Source organism: Streptomyces sp. NPDC048255, assembly GCF_040652415.1.
Lineage (GTDB): Bacteria > Actinomycetota > Actinomycetes > Streptomycetales > Streptomycetaceae > Streptomyces.
In genome coordinates, this window is the sequence record NZ_JBEZMA010000029.1 from 40,941 (window position 1) to 67,723 (window position 26,783).

Genomic DNA, 26,783 nt, shown 5'->3' on the forward strand with positions numbered 1-26,783 from the left:
CGGGCAGACACCTTCACCGCCCGCGCCGCGTTCGACACCAAGCAGCAGCTCGCCAACATGCGGCCCCTGGGTGAGACCTTGAGGAACACTGGCCGCCGGGTTAGCGTTCGGGGACCAGCCAGCGCACCTTCAGGAAGTCGACATGCCTCGCCGAACACCGGGCGAGATCAGGTCTCAGCTGCCGCTTCGGGACACAAGGCACGCCAGACGGACCGTCATACCGGGTCTGTCCGCATCGGCGAACCGACAGATCTTCCAGTTGGAACGCGAGCGCGGCCTGTCCAGAGGTGACGTCGCACTCGCGTTCCGACGCTGGACTCTGCGGGCTGGTCGCCCCCGTGATGCTGAAGAGTGGCACTACGGGTATTCAGACGTTCCAACTGGGCATATCCGGACACTTCTGGAAGTGGCTGCATGGAACCTGCGGGCGCGTGCGCGACGAGAGCTGCGAGCCGCGCTGGCCCCTGTCGACGCCCGCGTCCTCAATCGGACGGTAAACGACCCTTTCCCCCCAGAGCACCTGCACTGGTGGCACCGCCGCATCGAAATCTGAGGCAGCCAGGATGCGTCTGGCCCAGCCGAGCACTCTCTATTCGGTGGCCTGGATGGCTTCGAGGTACTCCGCCCAGCTGTTCTGGGCGTACTGGGCCCAAACGAAGGCCGTGTTGGGATGCACGCCGAAGAGGTCACTGACGATGATCGGCGGTAGGTCGGTGATCGCTTCCATCATGGCCGTGTTGCGGGCGTGGATGCCTGGCAGGCCGTACTTCCTCATGTACTGATGGACGGATTCGGCTCGTCGGGGGCGGCTCGGTGGGCGGCCGGGGAAGAGGAAGCCGGGTGTGCCGTCGTGCGGCTGCTGGAGCACGGAGGTGTGGCAGCTGGGGCTGGCGATCTGCCTCTCGATGAGGACGGCGAGCTTGGGCGGCAGGAGGACGGGGTGGCGGTCGATCGTGAGATAGGCGTCGTTGCCGTCCCGGTTGAAACGGTCAGTCGTCAGCTCGACGATGCGTGTGGTGGGCATGGCGTAGAGGCTGGTCAGCGAGCCGATGATGCGAGCCTCCAGCGGGAGGGTGTCGTCGTTGAGGCAGCGGCGGAGTTGTTGGCTGAGTTCCTCGCTGGGCATGAAGCGGCCGGGCAGCCCATACCTCTGCCTGGGGATCGTGACCTTGCCCGTCAAGCGCCGGGCCGTAGCCCAACGGATGAATGCTGATACGCGGTTGGTCTGGGAAGAGTTGCTGGTCATCCAGAGGTCCAGGGCCTCCTGGTTGAGGTCGGCGAGCTTGATGGAGTTGGTGTCGAGCCATGTCAGGAACGTGATCGCGACCCGGACGTTGATTCGGTCGTTCGCTGCGGCGTTAGGGGTGTACTGGTCCTTGTCGGCCCGGCGCCGGGCGACGCGAAGGACGCCCCACTCAGCGAATGGGCGGATGACGCGGGCCTGATGCGCTGGCAGGTCCGCGAGCGTTTCCTTGAGCCAGAGGCACAGACGGGCAAAGTCCTCCTGCCGCTGGGGCAGGACGCCGGCTGCGACGAGGAGTCTGCGGATGTAGATGGTTCGCGGCTCGTGGGGTAACTCGTCGAGGAGGTCGTGGGTGATCTCCTGGTGGTGAGCAGCGAGGCCGGCCAGCATCCGGGCCGCGTCGCTGCGGCGAGTCCAGGAGATGACGGACCAGGGTTTCTGCGCGGCGCCCAGCTGTTCCGCGAGCGGTTGGAGCTGGGGGCGGACGATTCCGTCCTGGTCGCTGAGGAGGCCGTGGACGCGGTCTTGGGCAATGCAACGCGCGCAGGAGCCGTCGGCGTAGATATCGCCGGGGTAGCCGCAGCGGCGGCAGGCGAAGTGGATGTCGGCGCCGGCGCACGGACCGCAGATGTTGCCGTTCTCCGTCCGTCCGACGAGCGTGCGCAGGCTGCCGCACTGGGCGCATGGAGCCGGCCCGCGCTTTCGGCGGTGGTAGCAGGTCTCGCAGAGGGTCCCGACGGGCCAGTTGACCTGCACGGGCTTGGTCTCGCCGCAGTCGGCGCAGGGCAGGGACCGGGTGGGGCGGCAGGATGAGCAGTAGAACGCGCCGCCGCGACTCTGGAAGCCGTGCCGAAGTCGGCCGCAGAGCGCACACGTCTGGATGGGCCCGCGGTAGCAGTCGCGGCAGATCGCGGGCTGGCTCTCGCTCTTGCGAACGCTGATCGGTTTGATCTGCTGGCAGAGGCCGCAGAGCCGGGGTGGAGGCGCGTAACAGTTTCTGCAGACCGAGCCAGCATCGGTGAGGGCATTCGCCGGCCGCAGCTTGCCGCAGCGCACGCACTCGTATTGCGGCCTTGGTGCACATGCCCAGCACAGGGAAGTGCCGTCCTGGCGGCGATGGACCGGTTTCCGGTCGTTTCCGCAGCCGGCGCATTCCTCGCGGACCTGCGGGTCTCGGTCGTAGCAGCGTCGGCAGATCGGGCCTTCTTCGCGGCGCGTGACGATGTGCCCGTCCCGGCCGCAGCGGGCGCAGGGACGAAGTCGCGTTCGGGCAGCGCACCACTGACAGCTCCGGCCTTCCGGAGTGTTCTCGAGAAGGTCGCGGCCTGTGCGGTGGCATCGGGCGCAGGCCAGTTGGGTGACGGCCTCGCCGTACCCGGTGGCTTCGAGGTGCTGCAGGAGCCGGACCACGGGCATCGGACTGTGCGGTGAGGGCTCGGTGAGCGCGTCCGGGTGCTCGGCGAAGTAGGCGTCCAGGGTCCGGGCCGGGCCGGAGGTCCATGCCTTCGCCTTCTCCAGCGCGGTCTGAGCTTCCTCAGCGGTCAGTGCGGGCCCCGCCACCCGCTGCAGGTAGGAGATCAGGCGGCTGCGTGCCTGTTCGAGCTCGTGCCGCCGAACTTCCTCTTGGTTCATGGTTGTCCTGGGCGCCGGATCACGGTCCGGCGGTGCTTGACCGGCAGCGCGCCGGCATCCCCGTCGGCGGCCTTGCGGACCTGCACGTTGACGACCTCGGGCTTGATCAGGTCGTTCGGCGTGCACTGGAGGATGTCGCAGAGGGCAACGAGGGTATCCATGCTCATGCGCTGGGGAGGCTGGGTCACCAGCCGGTAGACCTGTTCGCGGGACAGCGTGATGCCGCGTTCCGCCAGCAGCGGCACCAGGTCTGAGGTCTGGAACATCTGGCGCTCGGCCATCAGCTGCCGAAGCTGCCACTGATAGCCCATCTTCTTGATCACGAGATCACGTCCCAGTCGTCGCCCAGTCGGTTCTTCAGCGATGCTGCCAGCAACGCGTTGCGGTACTCATCTGAGACCCCCATGTAGACGGCCGTGGTGGATGCGTGGGAATGGCCGACCTGTTCTTGCACGAACCGGGCCGGATAGCCGAACTCGGTCAGATGCGTGACGTAGCTGTGCCGGAGACAGTGCAGGTCAAGATCCTCATCAAGGCCAGCATCTTTGCGGGCCGTCACGAACGCGTCGTTGATCGACCGCGGTGATACGCGCCCGACCCGCTCGGTCACCCAGAGCGCAGGGTGGCGCCCGGGCGAGAAGTGCGGCCGGATCTCGGTCGCCCACTCGCCCAGGACGTCGACCGCCCAGTCCATCTCCGGCACCATGAGCACCATGCGGCGCTTGGGCGGCGCCCCCTTGGGCGCCTTGCCGTAGCGGACCATCATGCTGCCGTATTCGCGGAACTGCGGAGCCTTGCGGCTCCGCCGCAAGTCGGTGAGGTCGATCTTGGAAGACTCCGTGCGCCGAGTGCCGAAGGCGTAGATCACTTTCAGGAGCGCGGCGTCCCTCAGGGCCGTCAGGGTGCCTTTGCGTCCCTGGCCCTTGATCTTGGCCGGTCTGGCGTCGGCTGCATCGAAGAGGGCCTGGACCTCGTCATAGGTCAAAGGCCGCCGACGTGGATCGCCCTCGTACCCAACGGTATGCAGGACCGAGTTGCCCTCGTGAAAAACCTGCTGCGGGACCTCTCCGAACCGCTCAAGGCAGGCGTCGATCCACTCGTAGCGGGAGTCGAGCAAGTACTCCAGGAACAGCTCGATCGTCACCTCGTACGAACGGGCCGTCGACAGCTGGATCGGCGTTGCCCCGCTCCGAAGGTGAGCGATGAACGCCTCGCCTTCGGCCGGTGTCCACTGCCACGGGTACAGGCCCGTGAACTCCTCCATCCGCTCGATCAGCCGCAACCGCGGATCGATCGTCGTTGACTTCAAAAATCGGGCCGCCTGTTGCCGAGCCCAGCCCTCCTTCATCGCGTCGAACACAGCCGGAGCCGGGTCGAGATGAACGACGTTCCGCGCCAACACAAGACGCGCCGATCCAGGAGCCTGAGTAGCCACGAGCCTGTTGTAACAGATACAACATTGTTGTGTTGGGTTAAGGGCGCAAGTCAGCGGCTGGTGCCCCTCCAGTCGCTGACTCGGACCAGACACCTCGACCAGCGGGAACGGGCGTACCGACGCCTCGGGAAGTGTTGCATCTATTGCAATTCATCCCGTTCGCCCTGGATAGGCAGGCAACACTCGTCGCAGCCGTGCACCCACGCGTCACCGGCGGAAAGCTGCGCCGGGGTAAGCGGGTGAGGGTGCGGGCCGGGGGCCGCCCGACTCACTGCGCGGCTCCGGCTGTGTCGAGGTCGGAGATCCGGTACACGCCGGTGAAGCCTTCGTCGTACAGCCGGGCGGAGGTGGGGAGCAGCTGGTGGTGCTCGCGCACGATGCGTACGGGGACCGCTCGGTCGCGGCCTGCGTTGCGAGCCTCGACCGTGGCCAGCGGCACGTCGAACAGGACGGCGATGGCGGGGCGCTGCCAGTACCGGGCACGGGCGAGCAGCCCGTTCCTGACGTGAGCGTGCACGTTGGTGGAGTCCACGATCGTGGTGAGCCCGCGGGCGAGGCGGGCGTCCAGGAGCAGGTCCTGGATCTCGACGGCAACAGGGGTGGCGGACTGGTCGGTCTCGGAGTCGGTGGCCAGGCGGCGGTAGAGGTCCAGGGAGACGCGCCAGGTGTCGGGGTAGCGGGCGGCGAAGGTCGACTTGCCGGAGCCCGGCGGCCCCACCATCACGCAGACGGCGTCGGCGGGGAGGTTCAGCGGGTCCATCTCGGATCCTTCCGATCGGAGGGCCGGGTCGAGGCGGTTCAGAACGGGGCTTCGTCCGGCCAGGCCGGGACGGGCAGTAGTCGGATGCGCAGCTCGCGCCGGGCGGACCAGCATGCGTGGTCCTCTCGGGGTCAGGCGGCCAGCCGGTGGGTCACCGGGGCCGTGGCGGTGAAGTAGGTGTCGGGACTGGGCTCGTAGCCCTTGTGGCACGGGTCGCAGGAGCCCTGGGTGCGCAGAGGGAGGCAGAAGTAGTAGCGGCGCCGGCACTGCGGGCAGGTGGAGCGAGCTGCCATCGCCCGGTCAAGCGCCCATTCCTGCGCGAGCGTCGGTACGCGCTTGGGCCGGGCGAGTTCCACGCTGTAGAGCCAGCCCCGGGTGGGGTGGTTGCAGGACTGGTCGGGCCGGTAGGAGCAGTACTTGCAGCGCAGGACCGCGACCGGGTCGTGCCCGCCGGGGCTCAGCCCCTTCTCCCGTAACTGCCGCCGGGTGAGAAGCCCCTCGGGAATGGCCCCGCGGTCATGCTCCGGCAGCGTCGCGTCGGTGCGGGGCACCCGCTTGAGCTCGCGGCGCCGCTTCCTGCGCGTACGCGGCATCACTTGCTCCAGGGGCCGGGGATCCGGGTGGGATGGTGCGGGTAGCGGGGGCCGGGACGCTGCGGGCGGGGCCGGCCGATCCGGCGGAGCGGGCGGGGAATGAGCACGAGCAGTTCCTCCAGTCGTCGGTGGACAGCGCCGCGCCCCGCCGACGTCGTGCTGGTGTCGGCGGGGCGCTGCGGGTGGTGCGGCTGGGTTATGCGGCGAAGCCGTGGGCCGTGCGTGTGGGGTGCTCTGCGGTCGCTGGCGCGGGCGTGGTGTGGCCCTGCCGGGGCGTCTGCGGCTGCGGCTGGGGGGCGCCGTGCAGGTGGGTGCCGATCAGGTAGCCGATCAGCAGCCCGCTGATGCCGAAGACCTTGTGGCGGTTGACCTTCCACCAGGTCGGGGCAGGGGGCTCGGTGAGCACGCCTATGACGGTCGGGGCTTGCGCCAAGACGGGGTCTCCTTCTCGCTCGGGGTTGGGGTGGTGCGTGGCGGCCGGTCGGCCTGTCCGGCCCTCGCCCCGTCCCGCGGCTGCGGGGAGGGCGAGGACCAGGCGGAGCGACCGGGGGTCAGCGCTGGAACGGGTGGACGTTGTCGGGGGCGTCGTCGTCGGGGGCGGTGGCCGGGGCGGGGATGTGGATCTCGGGCCGGATCTCGATCTGAGGCTGGAAGGCCGGAGCGGGCGGGGGGAAGTTGTTGACGATGGGGCGCAGACTCAGGCCGCGCAGGGCGAGGGTGGAGGCGATGGTCCAGGCGAGGACGGCGATGACGGTGGCGACGGTGCGCCCGTCGGCGGGGGTGGTCGTCCAGACGGTGGCAAAGGTTGCGGCGCCCCAGCAGGTCCAGGTGAGGCGGGCGCCGGTGGCGCCGATGAAGCCGCCGATCAGGCCGAACAGCCCCGTGAGCTGCCAGAAGGTGTAGGCGGCGGCGCCGCTGACGGGGAGGCCGGCGGTGTGGTGGGCGATGTAGGTGCGGATCGGGTTGTCGACCACGCCCCAGAACTCGCTGGAGGCGCTGGTGCCGACTTGGGTGGCGGGAAGTGCGTCGGCCAGCCGGTTGAGGGCGGCGTCGAAGACGTCGCCGGCGGTGTCGAGCAGGATGATGACCGCGCACATCCCGGTGAGGATCATCACGGCCTTGATCCAGTTGGCCATGCCGTGCCAGCCGGCCTGCGGGACCTGGCGCAGTTCCTCCCACCGCCCGTGCAGGAAGCCGCCCTGCTCCCAGGAGGCGTTCCACGCGGCGTGCAGCTGGGCGAGGTTGGTGCCGGGGTCCTTGTCCGGGCCGGTGGCTGGCGGCGGGGTCGCCTGGTCGAGCAGGTCGAAGAAGCTCGGGCTGTTCGGGTTGTGCTGGCCGTGGACGGGCTTGTCGTCGGACTGCATGGCGGGGCGCTCCCTTGATCGGGTTCGTGTGCTGGGCCGGTGGTGTGCAGGCCGGACGGCCTGGCCCGCGCCCGACCGCGAGGGGTTCGGGTGCGAGGCAGGTGGTCCGGAGCCGGGTCAGAGGCCGCGGGCGTTGGCGAGGTCGGCGGCCTGGTCGAGCATCCGCATCGGGATGCGGCCGCTGGCGAAGCCGTCGTTGAAGGACGGCACGGAGTCGACGTCGGTGAACTTGCGGCGGATCGCGTCCATCAAGATCTCCAGGCCCTGCGACTCCAGGCTCTGATCGCCGTGGGCTTCGGCGTGGATCGCGCCGTACAGGCAGCGGGCGCCTTCCGCGTCGACCAGGGCGCCGGAGCACCAGCCGCCGGTGAGCAGCCGGTGGTGGGCGCGCTGCAGCAGGGCCGCGACCGGGGTCGGGTACGGCGTCGGCGGCTGGAGGGTCGGGGTGAGCGGGACGCTGACGACGTCGGCCAAGTCGACGGGCTCGGTGGGGATGTAGGCGGTGTTGACCTCGTAGGCGACGGCGGCCTCTGCCAGTCGGGCGGTCATCGCCGCGTTGGTGAACGCGATGCGTTCCTCGAGGGACAGTTCCGCCGGCGGCGCGGTGGTTTGGGTGGTCGGGACGGGGTGGGTTATGGCGGGGGAGGGGGCGGTGATGGGCATCGGGGCTCCAGGCGGGGTACGCCGAAGGGCGCCGCCGGGGTGGTGTCCGGCGGCGCCCTTCGGCGTCGTGCAGCGGGGAGGGGAGGACCTGCTAGTCGGGGGTGTAGTTCAGCGCGCCGCAGTTCCAGCAGTCCCATTCGTCGGGGACTTCGACCAGGTCGCAGCAGTCGCACCCGTCGCCGTGTACGACGCAGTCCTCGTCGCAGCTCCAGCAGGTGTAGTGCAGGTGTGCCATGTCCTCGTCTCCCCCTGTGTGATGGGTGGGGCCCGAGACGAGCATGCGTCAGATACCGGCGCTGTGCTGCGGCGTTGGCGGAACTGGCCGACGGACGACGATCAGAAGCTGGCGACCAGTCCGGCTAGTGAGGCCAGGGCGCTGTTGATGGCCGGGGCCAGGCCGGTCGCGGCGAGGGTGAAGCCGAACAGCGTGCAGACGAGGGCGGAGCCGATGCGGACGTGTCCGCCCTTGACCAGGACAACGACGATGATGCACAGCAGCACGGTGGCGGAGATGGACAGGGCCATGGCGGGGGTCCTCCTTGATGGGATCGGATCGGGTGGGGCTGGCCGTGCTCGGGCAGGCCGGCCCCCGGGCCGGGGAGAGGGTCAGGCGTTGTTGAGGCTCTTGATGGCCTCCAGCGCCTGGCGGGGCGAGGCGATCTGGGGCTCGGAGCGGCTGCTGCCGGCCTTCGGCCCGCGCTTGCCGCCTCCGCCCTTGCCGCCACCGCCGCCGCGACGGCGGGAGCCGCCGTCGTCGTCGCCGTCGTCGTTGGGCTCGGGCCAGAACTCGCCGGGCCGTACGGGCTCGTTCCAGTCGAACCACAGGCCGCGCTTGGTCAGCTCGCTGATCTCGTGGTCGGTGAGCTGGTTGACGACGTCGGGGAACAGCTCGGCGAGGTCGGTGTCGAAGTCCGCGTACAGCGACCGCATGAGGACGGCGCGGCCGTTGTCCATGACCATGATGGCGACGCCGCCGGTGGAGACGCCGTTCTCCGGGTCGGCCTCGCCGCGCATGGCCCGCTCGATCGCGGAGCCTTCCTGCTGGGCGTAGCGGGCCGGGATGGTCGGGACGTCGTAGGCGTTCTCCATCGTGCCTTCGGCTGCCTTGCGGGTGGCGCCGGGCGAGCCCATGTTGAAGATGGTCGGCCGGCTGTTCTGCCGGAGGTTGTCCTTCATCTCGGTGGAGAATCCGTTGTGCGCGAACGGGCTCTGTCCGGCCGGGTTGAAGCCGATGCCGTACTTGAGGCCGGTGACGGTGAGGTCGTCCCCGTCGGTCTGGATGAACTCGCCGAAGTCCGCGTCCTGCGCCGCGGTCATGAACTCGTCCGCGAACACGTTCAGCTGCTTGTAGGGGCAGCGGGAGTCTCCGGGCTTGTAGTCGTGCGGCTGGCCGTCGTGGGGCCAGGGCATGTCCGCGCGGATCTCGCACAGCGCCTTCGCCGCGCGCAGGGAGCGGGCCATCCACAGGGCGTTGGAGCCCTGCCGGTCGATGTACCGGCCGAGCACGGTGGTCTTCTCGTCCTTACGGACGGTGGAGAGCCACACGACCTGCCCGGCGAGCGACATGGCGGCCATGTCGATCGCGAAGAACTGCGTCTTCCCGGACCGGGACACGCCCAGGATCAGCCCGTGACGCGCGGCGTTCTTGTCGTGCTGGAACACCATGTTCTTCACCGGCTGGCCGGTGATGGTGTACCCGCACACGTACATGCCCTTGGCGTCGGGGGTCAGCAGTTCGCGGGTGGCGGGGAAGATCGCGGACAGCGGCGGCTTGTCGAAGGCGCTGATGAGGAACTCGGTGCCGTCGATGAGGACGAAGACGCAGGAGTCGTCCTCGGGCAGGCCCAGACCACGGCAGACCTTCGCCAGGTCGATGCGCGGGGTGGCGGTGGCGTCGGCCATCTTCGCCCGGTAGAAGGTGACCCCGCGGACCTCGTCGCGGGTGCGGTGGACCAGCTCCGAGCCGGGGGCGCCGCCCTTGGGTCCGCCGACCTTGTCCGTCCAGCGCTCCTCGGGGGTCGGCTTGGTGCGGCGGCGCTGGTTGGCGTCGGGGGTGATGCGGGCCTCCAGCCAGCCCGGCCCGCCCTGCCGGCCGGGCTGGACCGCGACGTCCACGAGGACGACGTCGTGGGCGGGCACGCCGAATGGGGCGGCGACCGCGGTCTCGGACAGTCCGGTGATGGGCCGTCCCGGTTCCGAGGCGCGCAGCAGGAGCGTCATGTCGTGCTGCATCCCGGGGTGCCGCGTGGCCTTGACGATGTGGGTGCGGGCCGGGCTCCCGGCCTGCTCCCACATCATCCGCGCGTCGCGGGTGAGCAGGTCGGCGCCGTCGTCCGGCACCGCCGCAGCGGGCTCCGGGACTTCGGCGGGCGCCGGCTGCAGGGCCGGGGCCGCGAGGGCGGGGCGGTGGCGGCGGCGGGCGTGCCGGGAGAACGGCATCACCAGGTAGCCGGCCGCCGCCCAGCTGGCGGCGAGCAGTCCGTCCATCCACCACGGGCCCCAGCCGGTGGTGGTCTTGGCGGTGACGTCGATGGCGGCGGCCAGGACCAGCGGGGACCAGCGCAGGATCTTGCGCCCGGCGCCGTGCTCGTCGCTCTTGGCGGCCAGGATCCATCCGCCGATCCCAGCCGCGCCGGCCAGCTGCACGATCTGGTTGACGGGGCTGTCGGGGTAGACGTTGGGTGCCACAGCCAGCACGGGCGCGGCGAGGGTGTAGGCGAGGCGTTCGAGCACGACACTGCGCGGCGTGGACACCGGGTTCTCCTTCGGGAACGAGCGCGGGCGGCCCCGCAGAGGTGCGGGGCCGCCCGTGGCGGGGTGGGGGAGGGGAGTGGTCAGCGGTTGAAGAAGCCCGGTCGGGGGGTCTTCTCGGGCCGGTTGGAGCGGATGTCGTCCAGCGCCCCGTACAGCCGGGAGTGGGTGCGCTTGGTCTCCCAGGTGAGGTCGGCGGTCTCCTGCGCGCTGTCGCACAGCCGCTTGACCTCCACGGCGGCGCCGCCCAGGGCCACCGACACGAGGTTGGTCGCCTCCACGAACTTGGCGTCCAGGTCGGCGTTCTCGATGTCGCCGGCGACATCGTGGGTGTGGGCGGCGTTGGCCTTCATGCTGCGCCGCAGCGCCTCGAGTTCGAGGCCGGCGTCGTCCATGGCCTTGCCGAGCTTGTCCAGCTTTCTCTGGACGGATTTGTAGCGGTTGTCGCCGTCGGCCGGGGCCGCGGCCGTGCCGGTACTGCGGGGTGCGAGGTCGCTCATCAGCGGGTGTCCCCTTCCTAGTCGTGGTGGGCGGCGGCCGACACGGACGTCAGGCCGGCGTCTTCCTTGGCGTCCATGTCCTCTCCGTAGACGCGGGCGACCTGGGTGGCCGCGAGCTTGGCGGCCTCCTTGGCGATGCCGCACTGCTCGGCGCACCGCTGGGCCTGCCTCTTCATCCGGCCCGCCGTCTCGGCGAGGTCGGCGATCAGTTCGGTGACGGCAGCGGACACGTTGTGGTCGTCGGCCAGGTCGGCGGCCATCTCCGCCAGGGCGTCCGCGACCCGGCCGAGCGCCTCCTTCAGCGCCTCGGCGCGCTCCTCGTCGGAGGCGGACTTGATGGCGATGTTCGCCATCTCCACCAAGAACTCGTCGAACGTGATGTCCGTGCGGTGCTGGGCAGCCAAGTTGCCCTGCGTGGACGGCCTGCTGACCTGTGCGCTGCTCACGCTGCTCCCTTCCGTGGCTGTCGGCCGGCTGGTGCCGGGACGTTCGGTGTGCGGCTCCGGGGCGGGCGGCAGGCCCTTGACGCCGGTCGTCACTGCGGCCGGACCGTCGGGGACGATGTCGGCGTCGACGATGTCGGCCCCGGCGTCGGCCCCGGCGGGGCGCGGCGGGCGGCTGGGGTGGTCGGGCCACTCCACCGTCGGGGTGGGCGGCGGCCCGAACCGGCCCTCCGAGGACCGCCGTCCGCGGCGGCCTTCACGGCCGGTACGCCCTGCCCGCCCGGCGCGGCCGGTGCGTCCCGTACGCCGGGTGCGGTCCCTGCGTCCGGCCCGGTCCGAGCCGCCGGAGCGGCGGCGGCCGGACTCATCGCCCGCCGGGGTGGCCGTTCCGCCGCTGGAGGCCCCCTCAGGGCCGTCCTTGGGGTCGGCACCCTTGGTCTTGTCTTCCTTGGCGGCCTTGTCGGCCGCCGCCGCGGCTTCGCGTTTCGCCTTCCGTGCCGCCTTCCGCTCCGCCCTCTTCGCCCGGCGGTCCAGCCATTCCTGCTGCCGGTTGGCGCGCGCCTGGTCCCGGTTCTTGCTCCGGTCGGCGACGCCGGCGGTGTGCCCGGCGCTGCGGCGTTCCTGCCGTCCGGCCTGACGGGTCGCAGCGCGATCGGCGCGGCCGCGGGCCCGCTCCGCACGGGCGTTGGTCGCCGGACTGTGGTGCTGGGCCCGGCCGCCGTCGCCCTTGTGGCTGCTGCCCTTGCCGGAGCCACCAGAGCCGCTGTGGGAGCCCTTCGGCCCTCCGCCGGGCCCGGTGCGCCCCGGCCCGGCGGAACGGCCGCCAGAGGACCGGTCAGGGCCCTTCACGCCGCCCTTGCCGCTCCCGGCCGCCCCGGACCCCGAACGCCCGGCGTTTCCGCCGGAGTTCGGGCCGCGTGACCCGGGCCCCTTCGAGCCGGGCCCCGAGCTGTTGCGGGACGCGCCGCCACCGCTGCCGCCTCCGCCGCGCGAGGACCCGCCCCCGCCGCCGGCCTTCGAGCGGCCCTTGTCCGCACCGAGCCCGGAGCTGGGCGACTTCATGCGGTCGGCATCGGCTTTCCCGCGTGCCGCCGCCTTGTCGCCCTTCGCTTTCATCATCGCGGTGTGGAGCTTTCCGTTCTGCTCCATCATCGCGATTTCCTGCGCGGTGCGGCCCTCCAGCAGCGCGGCCTTCCGCGCTATTTCAGCCTCACGGAAAGGCGCTTCACTTTCGTGATTGTATCGCGCCATTTCCAGCCAGAGCTCCAGCCAGTCACCAAGGCGATCAGCAAGAGAACGAGGCTGGACGTATTCACCCTCTCCGCATTCGCCTTCTTCTTCTCCGTATTCCGGCGGGGCGAATCCGTCCGAGCGCAATGCCACAGCCGGGTCCGGCGCTGCCGGAATCGCCGGAAGTTCCATCGTCGTCTCTTCCGGGCTTTCCGGCGGCGCGGCGGGAATGTCTTCCGGCGGCGGGATGGTGTCGGCGAAATCCGGGATCGGCGGCGGCGCGTACGAGGGTTCACCGCTCCAGGGGCCACGGACCAGGATCCCGTTCGGGTCGTCCACGTCGGACATGGGGCACCTCCTTCCAGGGGTTGACAGACAGGGGGGTCTCGTGTGCACGCGTGTGCACGTGCACGTGTGCACGCATTACGCGAGGCGAAGGCCCCGCCGGAGTCCGGCGGGGCCTTTTGGTGGGTGCTCAGCGGCGCGGGTCGTGCTGCTCCAGCACCTGGTCCGCGTACTGCATGAGGTGGTTCCACAGCCTCGCGTCGCCCTCGGCCCGCTTGTCGATCGCGAGCTTGAAGAGGCGGCAGACGCTCGTGAAACCGCGGATGACGTCGGCGCGTCCGGCCCTGACGTTCTGGGTGATTCGGGTTCGAGTCACGCGGAGCCAGAATTCCATCCGGCCCAGCTCGCCGCGACTTTCGATTGCCCTGCGCTCTTCATCCTGCAGCCAGCTGTTGCGCCCCTGAATGGAGCGTTCCGTGCTACTGAGGGGGCGCGTCACGCCGACTCCCTGTTACCCATGTCGTAAATCGACGTGGGGCCACCATAGCCGGAATTCCGGCTGGGCGCACCCTGCTGCGGCGGACTCTGCGGGGCGGCCTGGAGCGGCGGGGCGTTCTTGCGCTTCTTTTCCAGCTCCTTTTCCTTCCTCTTCTTGGCGGTATTCGCGACCGCCTCGTCGTGGGCGCGGCGCTTGAATGCGCTCTTTTCCAGTCCCTTGGTGACGCCCTCGACGTGCTTCAGAACGTCTTTCAAGGCCCTTTCGACGGGCTGGGCGCGCATCCAGGCGTCGAACCAGCGGTCGCCCTCGACGTGGGTGTCGCGGCAGTGGACGCGGGTCTCCAGGGCGAGGGCCTCCAGGTTCCTGCCGATGTCCAGCAGGACCCGCTGAACGTCGGCCAGGTACCGGGCGGTCGCCTCCGGGTTCTGCGCGACGTCGCGCAGAGGGGAGTGATTGGGGTCGTTGTTGCTGTTCACGGCGGGGTTTCCCTCCTGGTGTACTTGTGGGGCTGTGACTGCTTCCGGCAGTCGCAGCGAGGGCCAGCCCACTTCGGATGGGCTGGCCCTCACTGGTGTGTGCCGGACGGTGGATCAGGGGCGGTATCCGCCGGCGAGCAGCGCGACGGCCTCCTGGCGGTACTTGGAGGCGGTGTCGGTGGACGACACGTCGAACGCGCGCTGGACGTCGGCGATCGAGACAACCCGGCAGAGCTCGCGGTGGATCCCGTCGGCGTCCAGGCCGACGAACACCGCGCCGGCCGCGACAGCCATGCGCACGACCTTGCGGACCGCCCGCTCGCGCGGCATCAGCTTCGCGGTGTCCTCGGCTTCGACCGCGCGCCGCTCGATTTCGGCAGCGGCGAGCCGGGCTTCGGCGGCGGCGAGCTCGGTGTCGGCCTCATGCTTGCGAGCCGCCTGGGTGTTCGCGTCGGCGGTCGCCTTGCGCTCGTTCTCCTGCGCCGTGAGCCGGTCAGCTTCGGCGGCGCGACGGCGCGTTTCGGCAGCAGCCTTCTCCGTTTCGGCAGCGAGCCGGTCGGCTTCGGCGGCACGCTGCCGGGCCTCCGCGATCCCCGCCGTCTCGACCGCCTGCGCCTCCGCTGCCGCGACCCGGTCGGCCTCGGCTGCCTCCCTCCGCTTCTGGGCGGCCTGGCGCTCCAGCTCCGCCGCGCGGAGATCGGCTGCGGCCTTGGCCTCGCGCTCGTCGGCCGCCACGCGCTCCGCCTCGGCCTCGCGGGCACGGGCCTCGGCGACGACCGCCGTCTCCAGCGCCGCCTCCTCCAGCTCGGCGGCCCGTTCTGCGGCGCTGACCTGGGCTCGGGCGTGCGCGCGGGCCTGGCCGGTCTGGCCGTCGACCTCCGCTCGGACCGACTCCACCTTGCCCTTGGCTCGCAGCCGCTCGGCTTCGGAGTCCGCCTTGGCGACCTCGCTGCGCGTCTCTGCGTCCAGGCGCCGGCGCTCGGCTTCCTCCTCCCGCTCCTGAGCTGCCTTTTCCTGCTCATCAGGCATGGCGAGGGCCTGGGCGACGGTGTAGCCGTACGGGGCCATGCGCATGGGAAGCAGCTCGTCCTCGTCGGCCTGGCTCAGGTCGCCGTCGTACTTGCGCCTGAGCCACTGCTCGTAGGCAATGAGCTCCTGGTCCCGGCGGACCATCTCCGGGTAGGAGTTGACCCCCCACAGCCGCATCCGGCGGAAGATCCTGGCCGTGGCGGCGGGGGCGAGGGTCCACCTGATCCACGGGATCGAGTCCCGCTCGGCCTGATCGGGCCGCACCATGCGGTCGATGGCGTCCCGGCCCAGCTCCACCACGGCGATGAAGAGGACGGGCACGAGGCCGTGAGCGCCCGCCGCGACATAGTCGACCAGCCCCCACCCGCGGTTCCTGGGGGCGCCCGAGGCGGCGTTGAGGACCACCGTGGCGGCGGTGAGAAGCCATACGGGGTAGCGGATCCAGCTGATGGGGCGCTTGAGCCAGGCCATCAGCAGGTCGACCGCGATCATGATCATGATGCCGACGTCGACGCCGACGGCGAAGAGCTGACCCTTGCCCAGCGAGCCGAAGCGGAGCTCCTCGTGCGCGAAGACCGCGACGTGCTCGAAGGACAGGTACAGGCCGATGCCCGCCAGCACGAGCGCGGCGGCCACGATGGCGCCCGTCGCCATCTTCTGGCTCCCGGTCAGCCTCCCCAGGGAAGGTTTCGTTCCGGTTCCGCTTTCCGTCTCCGAAGCGAGCTCCGGCACATCCGAAACAGGGCCGGGCGCCCTCGAAACCGGCCTGGGCGTTCCCGAAACGGCGGCCGGTGAGGCCGTCTGGGGGTCGGGGGCGGCCGCGGTGCGCGGCCAGTCGGTGAGGGTCATGTGGGGCCTCCAGCGGGGCGTTTCAGGGGGTGAGCGAAAGGGTTGGGGGCCGCGTCCGAAACGCGGGCGGCTGCTGCCGAAACGGCGGTCGGTGTCGTCGAAGCGGCGTGGAGCAGCGGCCCGCGGCGGGATCAGGCGGGCGTGCGGCGGGCCTGGTCGTGGTCACCCGCGAGGGCGGCGACCTCGCGCAGCCGTTCCCGCTGTTCCTCGATCAGTTGCGTTGCCGAAACGGTCAGCGGGGTGGCCCGCCCGTAGTGGTCGACGCCGTCACGGACGATGCAGTACTGCGGGAGGGGGTGGGTGTGGTCGTCGACGTGGTGGACCTTCCAGTCCGACGCGTCGTACCCGAGCTCCCCGGCGACCGTCGTCAGCGCCAGCGCCTCGTCCCACCCGGCGACGTCGACCTGGTCGGCAACAGTCTGGGCAAGCTCGCGGGCGACCACATCGAAGGCACTGGCGGCCTGCTGCGCGGCGCGCTCCGCGTCCGTCAGACGCAGCAGCTGCGCGCGCCAGAGGCCGTCCCCGGCGCCCCAGAACTGCGCGAAGGTGGCGACCAGCTCGTCTCGGGCCGCCGTCCACGCCGACCAGAGCGGCCCCGCCTTGTGCAGCAGCGGCGCGGCCCGGTGGCGCAGGCGGGCGTGGGACCACAGCACTCGGGCGGCGGTGTACTGGTCGCGCAGCTGATCGCGCAGCTCCCAGGTCATCGCCGTATCGTCGTAGGCGCCAGCGGGCATCTCCGGCTGCGACTCGTAGCCGCTGAAGGCCGTGAAGCGGAAGACGGTGCCACCGCCCGAGGCCGGACGGGCGTCCACGAAGTGCCGGTGGAAGTACCGCGAGGCGTCGACCGGGACGGAGGCCGCCGGGCTGGTCAGCGTGTCGCGGTGAGACAGGCCGGTGTCGTCCAGCGGGCTCTTGAGCGGGATGGTGTGCGCCATCGGTCCTCCAGTGGAAGCAGCGAGCTCGGGATCGTTCCCGGGCGGAGCCGTGCCGAAAGGCCGGCGGCCCGGCGTGCGGGCGGGCGGCGTGGTGGCGTGCTGCGGGGCGGGAAGGAAGTGGCCCTCGGCTCCCGCGGCGGGAGCGCTTTCGCTGTCCGGCTCCCCTTCACCGCCCACACCGGCCGCCAAGAGTTCAGCGGCCGGTGTGGGCGGATCAGGCAGCCGTCAGACCGCAGCAAGGTGGCGGTGCGGGGCAATGATCCGGCCGTCGGGGAGCAGCTCGCCGGTGTCGTCGAAGACCAGGACGGCGTTGCAGAGGAGGCTCCAGCCCTGCTCCGGGTGGGCGGCCACGACGCGCGCGGCCTCCCGGTCCGGACTGTAGGCCGTCGGGCAGGTTGGGGTGTGTGTGCAGAGCGCGTCGGGCAGCCGGGTGGCGCCGGTGGACGTCGCGGTGTCGAGCTGGGTGCTGGTACGCATGGGCTCTCCTGCAGGGATGCGGGCCCGAGACTCTCCCGGGCTGGAGGCGTGCGAAAGGCTGGCTGCCCGTCTGGCGGGCGACCGGCCTGGTCGAGCAGCGCGGTGCGGGAGCGGAGTTGGGTTTCCGTCCCGCACCGCGGGTCAGCCGGGCGGGGTCTCACCCGTGGAGGCGTCGGCCGAGGTCGTGCTCCTCGTTCGTACGGCGGAGCTTGTCCTCCAGGCGCTTCTGGTCGGCCTCGCTCATACCGCCGCTCCGTTCTTCGCGTTCCGGGCCCGGTTGCGTGCGGCGCGGCGCTTCATCGCCCGCCGCTCGCCTTCGGACAGACCGCCCCAGACGCCCTCGTCCTGGCCGGACTCCAGCGCCCACTGGAGGCACTGCTTCATGACCGGGCAGCGGCAGCACAAGGCCTTGGCTTCCTGGATCTGCATGAGCGCGGGGCCCGTATTGCCAATGGGGAAAAACAGCTCCGGGTCCTCCTCCCGGCAGACCGCGTTATGGCGCCAGTCCATGCCGGTCACCACCCCTCTCGTACGCGGCGCAGGGCTTCGTCCATGTCCGGGTCCGAGTCGGTCGGGTGTTGTGCGATCCTGTGCATCAGGTCCTCCACGTAGGTCCTGGACAGCCCCGGGGGGTTCCAAGTCACCGGGGCTGTCGTGCTGTTCAGGCTGTTCGTACGAGCAGCCACGGCCCCGGCCGCCCCCAGTTGAAACGGGGCGGCCGGGGCCGTGGGCGATCGTCTCCGCGTGCGAGTCAGAACTGGGTGCGCATCCAGGCCGGGAATCGGCCAGCGCACCGACCGCAGTGGGTCCGGCGGAGGACCTGACGCCATCCGGCAGCGGCTGCGCGAACGAAGTTCAGCTCGGTGGTCCCGCAGTGCGCACACTCGGGCTGCACAGGAGCCCCCTCTGCCGGATGACCGTCACGGGTGTACCTGCCCAGCTCCGCCTGCCGCCGGTCGTGACGCTCCAGGTGCTCCGGCTCCTGCGGAACCTCGGGGCCATCAGCTGGGCGCGCCCCGTCCGGGACCCTCTTCCGTGCGGCGTCGGCCTCGCCAACCTGCACCTGAACCGCGTCCCAGTCGCCCACGCGCCCAGCGGGGGTGCGCTCGGCACGAGCCCGCAAGGTCCGGTCGGTCTGCGGACTGAACGCCTTGGCCAGCACCGTGGTGGCTTGGCGGCTGGAGGCTTCCGTGGCGGCGTCGGTCAGGGCCTGGCGCCATTCGGGGAGCGTCATGTCGAACTCGATCCGGCGGTTGCTGCTCCGGCAGTGGATCGCGTCGGCGACGCCAGCCTTGCCGGTGTGGTGCGGGACCAGCTTCTGCACCTTGCTCTGCATTCCGGTGATCGGCACCCAGGTTCCGCAGTCCCCACAGACCAGAACGGCCTTGAGCGGGTCACGGAGGTCGATGTGCGAGGGCAGAAGCCTGGAGAGCTTGAGGGCGGCTAAGGCGCTGACCCGCTTCGTGCGGGTCCGGCGGGGGCGTTCCTTGGCGGCGGGCATCGCGGCAGTGATGGCCATGGCGAATCTCCTTATGTGCGAAGGGGAGGGGAGTAGGTACTTCGCGGTGCTCTCTCCGCCCACCAGGCCGCACGGGTGACCCCGGCGTCCTGACGGACGGACAGCGCATAGCGCTGCATGCAGGAGGTCGAAAACCCGGGGATTTGGTGTTGCCATCGACCCGGCCCCCTCTTACGAGGCGGACAACTTCCTACGGTCTTGCGGTAGTCGGTGTTCCGTGAGGACCACCGACTTACATACATCAGGTTGCATCAGGTACCCTCAGGTGTCAAGCGGTATAGTGAGGCAACCAGATGAACCTGAAGGAGGCGAAGGCACATGTCCGGGCCACCCCGAGCCGACAACCGGCCGCCGTACGCGCGCATCGCGGGCCACTACCGCGACCTGATCAGCTCCGGGGCTCTCGCGCCCGGCAACCTCCTGCCCAGCATCAAGGCGCTGTCCACCGAATGGAACGTCAGCACTGCTACTGCGGACCGGGCGATGCGGCTCCTCCGCGAAGAGAAGCTGGTGCAGGGCATCCCGGGTGTGGGCACTGAGGTGATGGCGCGCCCCATCTCGCTGTCCTCGGGCTCGGAGCGTCACGACCGCAGCAGCAAGACTCAGTCCTCGTGGGGGGTGGGCGAACAGTCGTCCGGCCACACTGCCGGCATAGTCGAAGCTCCTGAGGACGTTGCACACGCGCTTGGCATTTCGCCTGGTGACGACGTGATTCGCCGCAGCCGTGTCTACCGGGACGATCACGGCATCGTCTCCCACTCCACGTCCTGGATCCTGGCCGACTTCGCCCAACTCCTCCCGGAGCTGGCGCGCAGCGCGCGGCTCAAGGGCGGGCTGTCGCTCGACTTGATCGCTAAGGCCACCGGACGGCAGGTTGCTAAGCGGATCGACGAGGAGTCGGCACGCATCGCTACTGCGGACGACCTCGAGCTCCTGGAGCTGGAAGCCGACACCACTGCGGCGATCCTGGTCCTCACCGCCCGGTTCATGGATGCCGATGGCGAGGTGCTGGAGTACGGCGTGGACCTGGGCGCCCCAGGCCGGACGCGCAGGACAACCTCAGAGGTCCTGCGGTGACTACACGCGAGGCCGAGCTCCTGGACGACACCCTCGCTGGCTGCCTTGAGCGCCGGCTGGACGTACTCCTGCGCGCGCAGCGCACCGACACCCTGCCTCTGGAAGGACGATTCGAGATCCGACGCATCTCCGCGGCCCTGTCCGGCCGACCGGGTCCCGCGCCGCGGGCGATCCTTCTGTCCGGTCTGCAGGGTTCCGGCAAGACGACCCTCGCACGCGCTCTGGAGCAGGCCGGGTTCCGGCGCCTCTGCCCGGACGAGGAGATGTTCCGCCGGTACGGCCACTACGGCCGAGACTTCCCCCGCGGCGAGTTCAAGGTCAGGGAAGCCCCCGTACTCAAGGACATCGCCCTTGAGCTCCAGGAGCTCCTGGAGGCCGGACATGACGTCGTGGTCGACCACGGCTTCTGGACTCACGAAGAACGGGCCCACTGGGCAGCGACCGTGATGGAGGCCGGCGGCACGCCGGTCCTGGTCTACCTGCCAGTGCCGCACGAGGTGCGCTGGGACCGGATCCGGCAGCGCAATGAACAGTCGCTGGTCGACGCCAACAGCATCGAGTTCAGCGAGGAAGACCTGCTGCGCCACGCGGGCCGCTTCGTCCCGCCGACCGACGCGGAGCCCCACATCGTGTACGACGGTCACCCGGAGCACGTGCTGGAGGAGCTCCGCCGTGCACGTCCTTCCACCCATGAGGGCCCGCATTGACTCCCGCCTCCCTGCAATCGAATGTGCGAACTTGTCGATCACCAGGGTGGGATGAAAGAGCATGACCACACGAGGTCCGGCGGCGGACCGGTCCTGGACCAGTCCCGGACAAGAAGCGGACCGCTAGCGGACCAGGGCCCTTGCTCTGCTGACTCGGCGTCGCTTGCGACTGACACTGAGGGTGCAGAGCACGATATTCGTGACTCGGGGAGGACCGGTGGCCGGCAGCGCCAGTCAGGGGGATCCAAGGACGAGACTGGAGTACCTGCTGCGGCAGCAGCCGCGCACGTACGACGAGATCGTCCGGGACTTCGGGCAGCTCGCTATAAGGCTTGGGGAGAACGTCACCCTCAGCACCAGGCACTTACGCCGGCTAGCCAGTGGTGAGCGGGCCAGTACCACCCCCGTCATGCGCCGTGTCCTGCAAAGCATGTTCGGCATGCCGCTGGAAGAACTCCTCGCTCCATGGGTGGGGTCCCTCCCGGCGGTCGACGAACCCACCGGGCTGATCCTGGCGACAGGCGGGCCCACTGCGGACAGGGAGCTGATCGAGATGGCTGCACGGCGAGCCAAAAGCTTCGCTTTCACGGCGGGGCAGACCGACCTCACGGCCAACGTGATGGAACAGGTGCACGCCGACGTCCAGAATCTGGCGATGGACTATCCGCAGCGGCCGCTGTCGGAGCTGTTGCCGGACCTCATCACCACGCAGGACACGATCTACACGTTGCTGGAGCAGCAGCGTCGCCCCTCGCAGGCCCGCCAGCTGTACTTCCTCGCCGGGGTGACGGGCGGTCTGCTCGCGAAGGCGAGCCATGACTTGGCCGACCCGCACGCGGCACTCACCCAGGCCCGTACCGCGTTCGTGTGCGCTGACCAGGCGGACCACAACGGGCTTCGGGCCTGGATCCGCGGAGTCCAGTCGCTGGTCTCGTACTGGGCCGGTCGGACCCGAGAGTCGGTCCGCTACGCCCAGTCCGGCGCCGAGTTCGCGGCGGTCAACTCGTCGAGCGTCTGGCTGCCCATGAACGAGGCCAGGGCCCATGCGGCACTCGGAAACGCGAATGCAGCCCGCGCCGCGATCGAACGCGCGGAGCGTGCCTGGGACCTGGTCCAGGAGGACGAGGTCGACGAACTCGGCGGCCTCTGCCTCTTCGGCCGGACCCGCCAGATCTACTACGCGGCCGAGGCCCTGTCCTGGCTGCCCTCGCAGAGCAGCGTCGCCAACGACTACGCGACCCGCGCCGTTGCCGCTTACGAGGACAGCAGTTCCCCGGAGTGGGCCTTCGGCGACGAGGCAGGAGCACGCAGCGCGCTCGCCATCACGCGCATCCAGATGGGCGAGCTAGAAGGCGCCACCGAAGCCGTTTCGCCGGTCCTCGATCTCGCCCCCGAGCAGCGCATCAACGGAATCGTGAACGCGACCCAACGCGTCCACCGCGCTCTGCGCGACTCCCCGCTCGCCGAGGAGGCGTCCGGCCTGCAGGAGCAGATCGAGGCGTTCACCCGTACCCCGCTCAAGTCGCTGCCCCGCTAGGAGCCTCCGTTGACGTACCCGATCCACCTCGTTGGCGACCAGGTCACGCTCCGGGAATTCGCTCCCGGAGACGTCGACGATGTCCTGGCCATTATCGGCAACGACCAGGTCACCCACTGGCTCTCCTTCGACAGCCGCTCCCGGGCCGAAGCCGTCGCCATGGTCGAAGGTGCAGTCGCCCGCGCCCAGGAGCAGCCCCGCACCGAGTACTACCTGGCGGTGACGCCCAAGGGCGAAGACCGCGTGGTCGGCTTTGCCCGCATCGCGTTCGCCGGTACCCGGGCGGGCAAGTTGGGCTACGCGATCGCCGCGCAGGAGTGGGGCCGCGGGTACGCCACAGATGCAGCGCGCCGCCTGACGTCGTACGTGTTCTCCGAGCTCGGGCTGCACCGAGTCAGCGCCGCCATCGGCCCCTCGAACCAGGCCTCGATTGCCCTCGTAGAGCGCCTCGGCTTCCAGAGGGAGGGCGTCCTCCGCGACCACGTGCACACCAACGGAGCCTGGCGGGACAGCGTCCTGTACTCCGTGCTGGAGAGCGAGTGGCAGCCGTAACCGCCGTCAAGGAGCTGTCTGAAGCCACCGACTCACCTGAACCGTGCTGCGGCAACAGCCCGGAATCCGTGCCGAATCTGGGGCACCAGCGGTCCTACCTGCGCGTTCTCACGCCAAGGGCGGAGTAATCCTCGGAGAAGGGAGGGGAGGGGTGAGTATCTCGCACAACGACACGCTCGTTTTCGGTACCGAAGATCGCCGGGGATGTGTATCTTTTCAGGAAACGTTTCCTAGGGTGGGGGTTGTGATGTCGGATCCGCTGCGGCGAATTGACGCCCTGGTGGACGAGGGCACCCTCCCCGCGCCCCAGGTCCGGCAGCAGCTGCGGCTTGCCGCCGGCCTTACGCAGGCCGAGGTCGCGGACGCCATCGGCGTCCAACGAGTCGCCGTCGCACGGTGGGAGGCGGGACTCACCCAGCCCCACCGCGGCAATCGCTTGAAGTACGCCCATCTCCTTCGGAGGCTGGCCGCGAAGCATCCGGATGCCGCCGAGGGGGCTCCCAATGAGGAGTGACCTCACGGTCCCGGCCGTTTTCGGGGTCGCCGACGCCACCTTCGGTATCGAGGGGGTCGGGATGACCTAACGGCCATCGGCCGCGCGCGCCGGAAGCGGATTAACCACCCGCTGGCCTCGCGCGGCCCGTCTCGCTCAGGTCCCAGTTCATACCTGGTCCTGAGCTGCGGCTCACCGAGCCGCTCGTTTTGCCTGAGCCCCTAACCAGAGCTCTGTACCCACACCGGCCACTAACCACGGCCACCACAGCTGCAGCTAGCAGTTGCGTCACCCGCGGGCCCCCACCACAGGGGCTCGCGGTTCAGCAGTACCGGGAGGGACGGAGAAATCTCCCCCCACCCGGTCGGTGTTTGCCCCGCTTCTCACGAAGGGGGGCGTACCCGTCACATCCACACATCCGGTGGGCCAGCCCCGAGGGGCGCGGTCGTCCAGCTATATGGAAGGTTGGTCGTTCTCATAGTGCACGACAGTGGTGGTCCCTGTCAGCTTGGCATTGTCCGTTTCACACCGGTTCACGCCCGGCGGACGTCCCTAGTGTCGGGACCACAGACCGTTTCATCCCTCTTTGCAGAGTTCGCACCGGAAGTTAGATCTCCGGCAGAGAACGACAACGGCAGCGCCTCCGAGGTGGGCTCGCTACCCACGGTCGCGGTGTCAGACGCCCTCTTCGTGCACGCGCTCTCAGAGGTCATCGACAACTCCGTCGACGGTGGTGTCCTCGAAGACGGCGTCCCGTGTGACGGGATGGGCTTCAAGATTTTTACCCGCCCTGCGGGAGCGCTGGGGGGTATCGGTACTGGGCTTCGTCTGTCCACAGGCCGAGCGCTGCAGGCTCAGCGAATGGTTCACGAAACGGCTTCCACGGGAGGTGTCCGCTTTGGCGCGTATGCAGGCCCGATGGCTACTCCGACGATGTTGAGCCGTTCGGCTTATGCAGTGTCCACCGCCTCTGTTGGGGTGGTGGTCCGATGAACGCCCTGGCAGCGTCGGTCGTCGCGCTCCCACGTCCCCGTACGGAGTTCACCGGCAGGGCCCCGCGCCGCGGGCTGCGGTCGGTCCCGGCACAGGCAGGGCCGGTCGTTGCGCTGGAGCTGGGCAACCCTCTCCAGCTGACGCCGACGATGCGGGCCCGGCTGCTGGACGCAGTCCGCGCGCTGGTGACGTCCCCAGCGCTGGCCGGCGCGTCGGACGGGGCTCGGTTGGCCTCGGTGGTGCTGATGGCGAAGTCGAAGGTGGCTGACGACTACCAGGTGTCGATCTGGGCGGCGGAGCTCGGCCGGTGGATGGGGGTCTCGCAGTCGACGGTCGCGCACACCGTGCTGCCCGAGCTGCGCAGGGCGGGGATCCTCGGCTCGAACGTCGCCACGAACGCCTTCGGGCACGCGACGGGCCTGGAGTGCTGGGTGATCCCGATGTACCGGGCGCAGAAGGCCGGCAACCGGCAGCACGCCCTAGCGCTGTCGCGTTCGGAACTCGCGGTGCTGCTCAGCCTGATCGAGGTGCTGTTCGGTCCGGGCTGGGCACCGAAGGACAAGGCGCCGGTCCCGGCCGGGCTGCTCGCCGGGCGTACAGGCCGGGGCGCCGCGACGGACCGGCTCGGGCTGCTGCTGATGGTGCTGACGACGGGTTCGGCGGGCTGGCTGCAGCTGTGCCCCGGGTCGGTGGACACCGACCGGGGGCGTCCGGCGGCGACGGTCGCGCGGCTGCTGGGCTGCACGGCGGCGGCCGGGGCGAAGGTGCTCAAGCGGCTCCAGGCGCACGGCGTCGCGGACGTGGTGCGGCAGGAGACCGGATCGGGCCTGAACGCGAAGTCGCGGGTACGCCTGGTGCCGGTGGCCAAGGCCCACGGCGTGGCTGTACGGGAGGCCCGCCGGGCGGCCAACGCCGTGTTTGCAGACCTCGCCGGTACTGCATCCGGAGATCTTGAGTCGGACGAGACGGGCGAGATCCTTGTGACGACTGGGGTGGAGGGCCCTGGGCAGGGCGAGACGGCTGAAGTGGCAGACCTCGCCGTAGCTGCACAGCACCACGCTCTCCACGCTTCTGTGGTTACTCCTGACGGGTCTCTTGCGCTCTCTGGTGGCTTTTCCGGCGAAGGCCGTAACGGGTCCGGTGATCTGCCGGACCGCGCGTGGGTGCGCGAGGACGGCGGCCCGCTGCGCGGGGAACAGCTGGAGAAGTCCCCGGTGATCGAAGGCGTGAGGGGTGGTGGCCGTGGGCCGGTGGCCGGTGCTCCGGTGCGGGTCGTGGACGGTGGAGGTCAGGACAAGCAGCAGCGGGGGAAGGTGCCTCTGCCGCCGAAGGATCTGCGGGTCGTCCTGGCTCCGGCCGACTTGGTCTGGGCGCGCCTGGACCGTCCGGCCGCCCGCCGCCTGGTCGAGACCGCCGCTCGTAACGAGCTCGCCCGGCTGGCCGGGTTCGCCGGGTTCGCCGATGCGCCGGAGGTCCTTGCCGACCGGATCGCCCGCCGCTTGGAGGATCAGATGCGGCTGGGCGGCCCGATCGCGGACCCGGTGGGCTGGCTGATTGGTCGGGCCCTACCCCAGCGTCAACAGTGCTCCGACGTGAGGTGCGACGACCGGGTGCTGCTGGACTCGGGCCAGGACTGCCCGCGCTGCGAAGACCGGCAAGCCGACCACCGCGCCCAGCGCCATGCGGTCGCCGCCGCGGTCGGCGACGCGATGCCCGGTGCCTCCGAAACCGAGCGCCGTGCGGCCACCGACCTGCAACTGCACCAGGAGGTGATCGCCCAGGCTTGGATCCGCGAGCACCGGTGGGCGCAGGTCCGCGAGCAGCAGGCCGCCGCCGCCCAGGCCCGCGCCGAAGCCGCCGCCGCCGCACAGCAGGACCTCGAGGTTCCGGCCGCGCCGGTGACCTCGGTTGTACCCACCCCGCGCTCGTCCGTGGCAGCTCCGGGGCCGCAGGCCAACGACGACGCCCCAAAGCTGATCCTCGAGGACCTGACCCGCGACCAGGTACGCGACTGGCGAGTTCGGGCGTCGAAGGACCACGAGATCGTCTTCGACCACATCGACGAGTACGGCGAGGTATCGGCCCGACGCCTGTTCAGCAACCAGCTGGTCGACGAGGCACAGCGCCTAGCGGGCACCCACCACCTGGTCCTCGGACACGTCACGTGGGGGCAGTCGTGAGTGGCGGCGAGGTGTCCGGCGTCGACCTGGCCCGGGTTGCACTCCGAGCCGCGATGGAGGCGGCGCGGAAGAGGGGTGCCAGCCAGAAGGTGAAGCCGAAGCCGCGGCCGACTCGTACGGTCCGGCGCGACGGGCGCGAGCCGATGGGCCTCGGCGCGACACTCGGCGCGCTGGTCACCGAGCGGGCCTGGCAGCTCCCGGCCGCCGGCGCTTCCCCGTGCGAGCGGTGGGCCGCCATCGCCCCCGGCCTCGCCGGGCACGTCGCCGCCGTCGCCTTCGACCCGGCTCCCGCCAACTCACCGTGTGTCCGGAATCGTCGGCCTGGGTGGCGAAGGTGCGCCCGGAACAGGGCCGCGTCATCGAGGCCGTCAACACCGCGGCAGGCCGTCCGCTCGTACACAGCCTGCGGATCATGCCGCCCGGCGCTGTCCCTGCTCCTGACCCAGCAGCTGTGACCCAGGTACCCGGCCGTACTCGCCGCTCCGGTGCCGCGCCAGCCCCCGCCGGAGGGCTACCGTCAGGCCATCGAAACCCACCGCCAGGCCGCGGTGCCGTTCCAGG

The 26,783-nt window shown here is 70.2% G+C and carries 27 protein-coding genes; 6 read left to right on the top strand and 21 right to left on the bottom strand.

Annotated features, from left to right (window positions below; translation table 11 throughout):
* Positions 1–589: 589 nt before the first annotated feature.
* From AB0D94_RS22485 to AB0D94_RS22585, 21 genes are all read right to left on the bottom strand, one after another.
* The gene (locus AB0D94_RS22485) at positions 590–2,803 is read right to left on the bottom strand and encodes an XRE family transcriptional regulator (RefSeq protein ID WP_362054806.1); all 2,214 of its coding nucleotides are present in this window, start codon (positions 2,801–2,803) and stop codon (positions 590–592) included.
* Positions 2,804–2,871: 68 nt separating this feature from the next.
* The gene (locus tag AB0D94_RS22490; protein ID WP_362054808.1) at positions 2,872–3,198 is read right to left on the bottom strand and encodes a helix-turn-helix transcriptional regulator; all 327 of its coding nucleotides are present in this window, start codon (positions 3,196–3,198) and stop codon (positions 2,872–2,874) included.
* Positions 3,195–4,223 (bottom strand): tyrosine-type recombinase/integrase, encoded by a 1,029-nt coding sequence (locus tag AB0D94_RS22495; RefSeq protein ID WP_362054889.1) that lies wholly within the window; start codon positions 4,221–4,223, stop codon positions 3,195–3,197. The genes AB0D94_RS22490 and AB0D94_RS22495 overlap by 4 nt, the downstream gene beginning before the upstream one ends.
* A gap of 355 nt (positions 4,224–4,578) precedes the next feature.
* Positions 4,579–5,070: an AAA family ATPase gene (locus AB0D94_RS22500; protein ID WP_362054810.1), complete on the bottom strand. Its 492-nt coding sequence runs from the start codon at positions 5,068–5,070 to the stop codon at positions 4,579–4,581.
* Positions 5,071–5,201: 131 nt separating this feature from the next.
* Positions 5,202–5,663, bottom strand: a complete 462-nt coding sequence (locus AB0D94_RS22505; RefSeq protein WP_362054812.1) for an RRQRL motif-containing zinc-binding protein — start codon at positions 5,661–5,663, stop codon at positions 5,202–5,204.
* A 196-nt stretch (positions 5,664–5,859) separates the two neighbouring features.
* Positions 5,860–6,096 (bottom strand): hypothetical protein, encoded by a 237-nt coding sequence (locus AB0D94_RS22510; RefSeq protein ID WP_362054814.1) that lies wholly within the window; start codon positions 6,094–6,096, stop codon positions 5,860–5,862.
* Positions 6,097–6,214: 118 nt separating this feature from the next.
* The gene (locus AB0D94_RS22515) at positions 6,215–7,027 is read right to left on the bottom strand and encodes a hypothetical protein (protein ID WP_362054816.1); all 813 of its coding nucleotides are present in this window, start codon (positions 7,025–7,027) and stop codon (positions 6,215–6,217) included.
* A 117-nt stretch (positions 7,028–7,144) separates the two neighbouring features.
* A complete protein-coding gene (locus AB0D94_RS22520) occupies positions 7,145–7,690 on the bottom strand; it encodes a hypothetical protein (protein WP_362054818.1) in 546 nt (181 codons plus the stop codon).
* 91 nt (positions 7,691–7,781) lie between these two features.
* Positions 7,782–7,925 carry a hypothetical protein gene (locus tag AB0D94_RS22525; protein ID WP_158071272.1) on the bottom strand — a complete coding sequence of 48 codons (144 nt, stop codon included), beginning with the start codon at positions 7,923–7,925 and terminating at the stop codon, positions 7,782–7,784.
* Between the two features lie 101 nt (positions 7,926–8,026).
* A complete protein-coding gene (locus AB0D94_RS22530) occupies positions 8,027–8,215 on the bottom strand; it encodes a hypothetical protein (RefSeq protein ID WP_362054820.1) in 189 nt (62 codons plus the stop codon).
* An 81-nt stretch (positions 8,216–8,296) separates the two neighbouring features.
* Positions 8,297–10,444 carry a chromosome segregation protein ParM gene (locus AB0D94_RS22535; RefSeq protein ID WP_362054822.1) on the bottom strand — a complete coding sequence of 716 codons (2,148 nt, stop codon included), beginning with the start codon at positions 10,442–10,444 and terminating at the stop codon, positions 8,297–8,299.
* Between the two features lie 80 nt (positions 10,445–10,524).
* The gene (locus AB0D94_RS22540; RefSeq protein ID WP_362054824.1) at positions 10,525–10,941 is read right to left on the bottom strand and encodes a conjugal transfer protein TraB; all 417 of its coding nucleotides are present in this window, start codon (positions 10,939–10,941) and stop codon (positions 10,525–10,527) included.
* A gap of 17 nt (positions 10,942–10,958) precedes the next feature.
* On the bottom strand, positions 10,959–12,536 hold the full coding sequence (locus tag AB0D94_RS22545; protein WP_362054826.1) for an ATP/GTP-binding protein: 1,578 nt from the start codon (positions 12,534–12,536) through the stop codon (positions 10,959–10,961).
* 553 nt (positions 12,537–13,089) lie between these two features.
* On the bottom strand, positions 13,090–13,275 hold the full coding sequence (locus tag AB0D94_RS22550) for a hypothetical protein (protein WP_362054827.1): 186 nt from the start codon (positions 13,273–13,275) through the stop codon (positions 13,090–13,092).
* A 119-nt stretch (positions 13,276–13,394) separates the two neighbouring features.
* The gene (locus AB0D94_RS22555; RefSeq protein ID WP_362054829.1) at positions 13,395–13,874 is read right to left on the bottom strand and encodes a hypothetical protein; all 480 of its coding nucleotides are present in this window, start codon (positions 13,872–13,874) and stop codon (positions 13,395–13,397) included.
* Positions 13,875–13,988: 114 nt separating this feature from the next.
* A complete protein-coding gene (locus tag AB0D94_RS22560) occupies positions 13,989–15,557 on the bottom strand; it encodes a DUF2637 domain-containing protein (RefSeq protein ID WP_362054831.1) in 1,569 nt (522 codons plus the stop codon).
* Between the two features lie 326 nt (positions 15,558–15,883).
* On the bottom strand, positions 15,884–16,687 hold the full coding sequence (locus AB0D94_RS22565; protein WP_362054833.1) for a hypothetical protein: 804 nt from the start codon (positions 16,685–16,687) through the stop codon (positions 15,884–15,886).
* 225 nt (positions 16,688–16,912) lie between these two features.
* The gene (locus AB0D94_RS22570; RefSeq protein ID WP_362054835.1) at positions 16,913–17,164 is read right to left on the bottom strand and encodes a DUF5999 family protein; all 252 of its coding nucleotides are present in this window, start codon (positions 17,162–17,164) and stop codon (positions 16,913–16,915) included.
* Positions 17,165–17,404: 240 nt separating this feature from the next.
* Complete coding sequence (locus AB0D94_RS22575; RefSeq protein WP_362054891.1) at positions 17,405–17,674, bottom strand: WhiB family transcriptional regulator; 270 nt, start codon at positions 17,672–17,674, stop codon at positions 17,405–17,407.
* Positions 17,675–17,679: 5 nt separating this feature from the next.
* The gene (locus AB0D94_RS22580) at positions 17,680–17,808 is read right to left on the bottom strand and encodes a hypothetical protein (RefSeq protein WP_362054837.1); all 129 of its coding nucleotides are present in this window, start codon (positions 17,806–17,808) and stop codon (positions 17,680–17,682) included.
* 107 nt (positions 17,809–17,915) lie between these two features.
* Positions 17,916–18,683 carry a hypothetical protein gene (locus AB0D94_RS22585; RefSeq protein ID WP_362054839.1) on the bottom strand — a complete coding sequence of 256 codons (768 nt, stop codon included), beginning with the start codon at positions 18,681–18,683 and terminating at the stop codon, positions 17,916–17,918.
* Between the two features lie 318 nt (positions 18,684–19,001).
* Between AB0D94_RS22585 and AB0D94_RS22590 the strand changes: the two genes are divergently transcribed.
* From AB0D94_RS22590 to AB0D94_RS22615, 6 genes are all read left to right on the top strand, one after another.
* Positions 19,002–19,760 carry a GntR family transcriptional regulator gene (locus AB0D94_RS22590; RefSeq protein WP_362054841.1) on the top strand — a complete coding sequence of 253 codons (759 nt, stop codon included), beginning with the start codon at positions 19,002–19,004 and terminating at the stop codon, positions 19,758–19,760.
* Positions 19,757–20,467: an AAA family ATPase gene (locus AB0D94_RS22595; protein ID WP_362054843.1), complete on the top strand. Its 711-nt coding sequence runs from the start codon at positions 19,757–19,759 to the stop codon at positions 20,465–20,467. Before AB0D94_RS22590 ends, AB0D94_RS22595 begins: the two co-directional genes overlap by 4 nt.
* 409 nt (positions 20,468–20,876) lie before the next feature.
* On the top strand, positions 20,877–22,004 hold the full coding sequence (locus tag AB0D94_RS22600; protein WP_362054845.1) for a hypothetical protein: 1,128 nt from the start codon (positions 20,877–20,879) through the stop codon (positions 22,002–22,004).
* 9 nt (positions 22,005–22,013) lie between these two features.
* A complete protein-coding gene (locus tag AB0D94_RS22605) occupies positions 22,014–22,556 on the top strand; it encodes a GNAT family protein (RefSeq protein ID WP_362054847.1) in 543 nt (180 codons plus the stop codon).
* A 247-nt stretch (positions 22,557–22,803) separates the two neighbouring features.
* Positions 22,804–23,070, top strand: coding sequence for a helix-turn-helix domain-containing protein (locus AB0D94_RS22610; protein WP_362054849.1), 267 nt, complete (start codon positions 22,804–22,806; stop codon positions 23,068–23,070).
* Between the two features lie 968 nt (positions 23,071–24,038).
* Complete coding sequence (locus AB0D94_RS22615) at positions 24,039–26,222, top strand: hypothetical protein (RefSeq protein WP_362054850.1); 2,184 nt, start codon at positions 24,039–24,041, stop codon at positions 26,220–26,222.
* Positions 26,223–26,783: the final 561 nt, after the last annotated feature.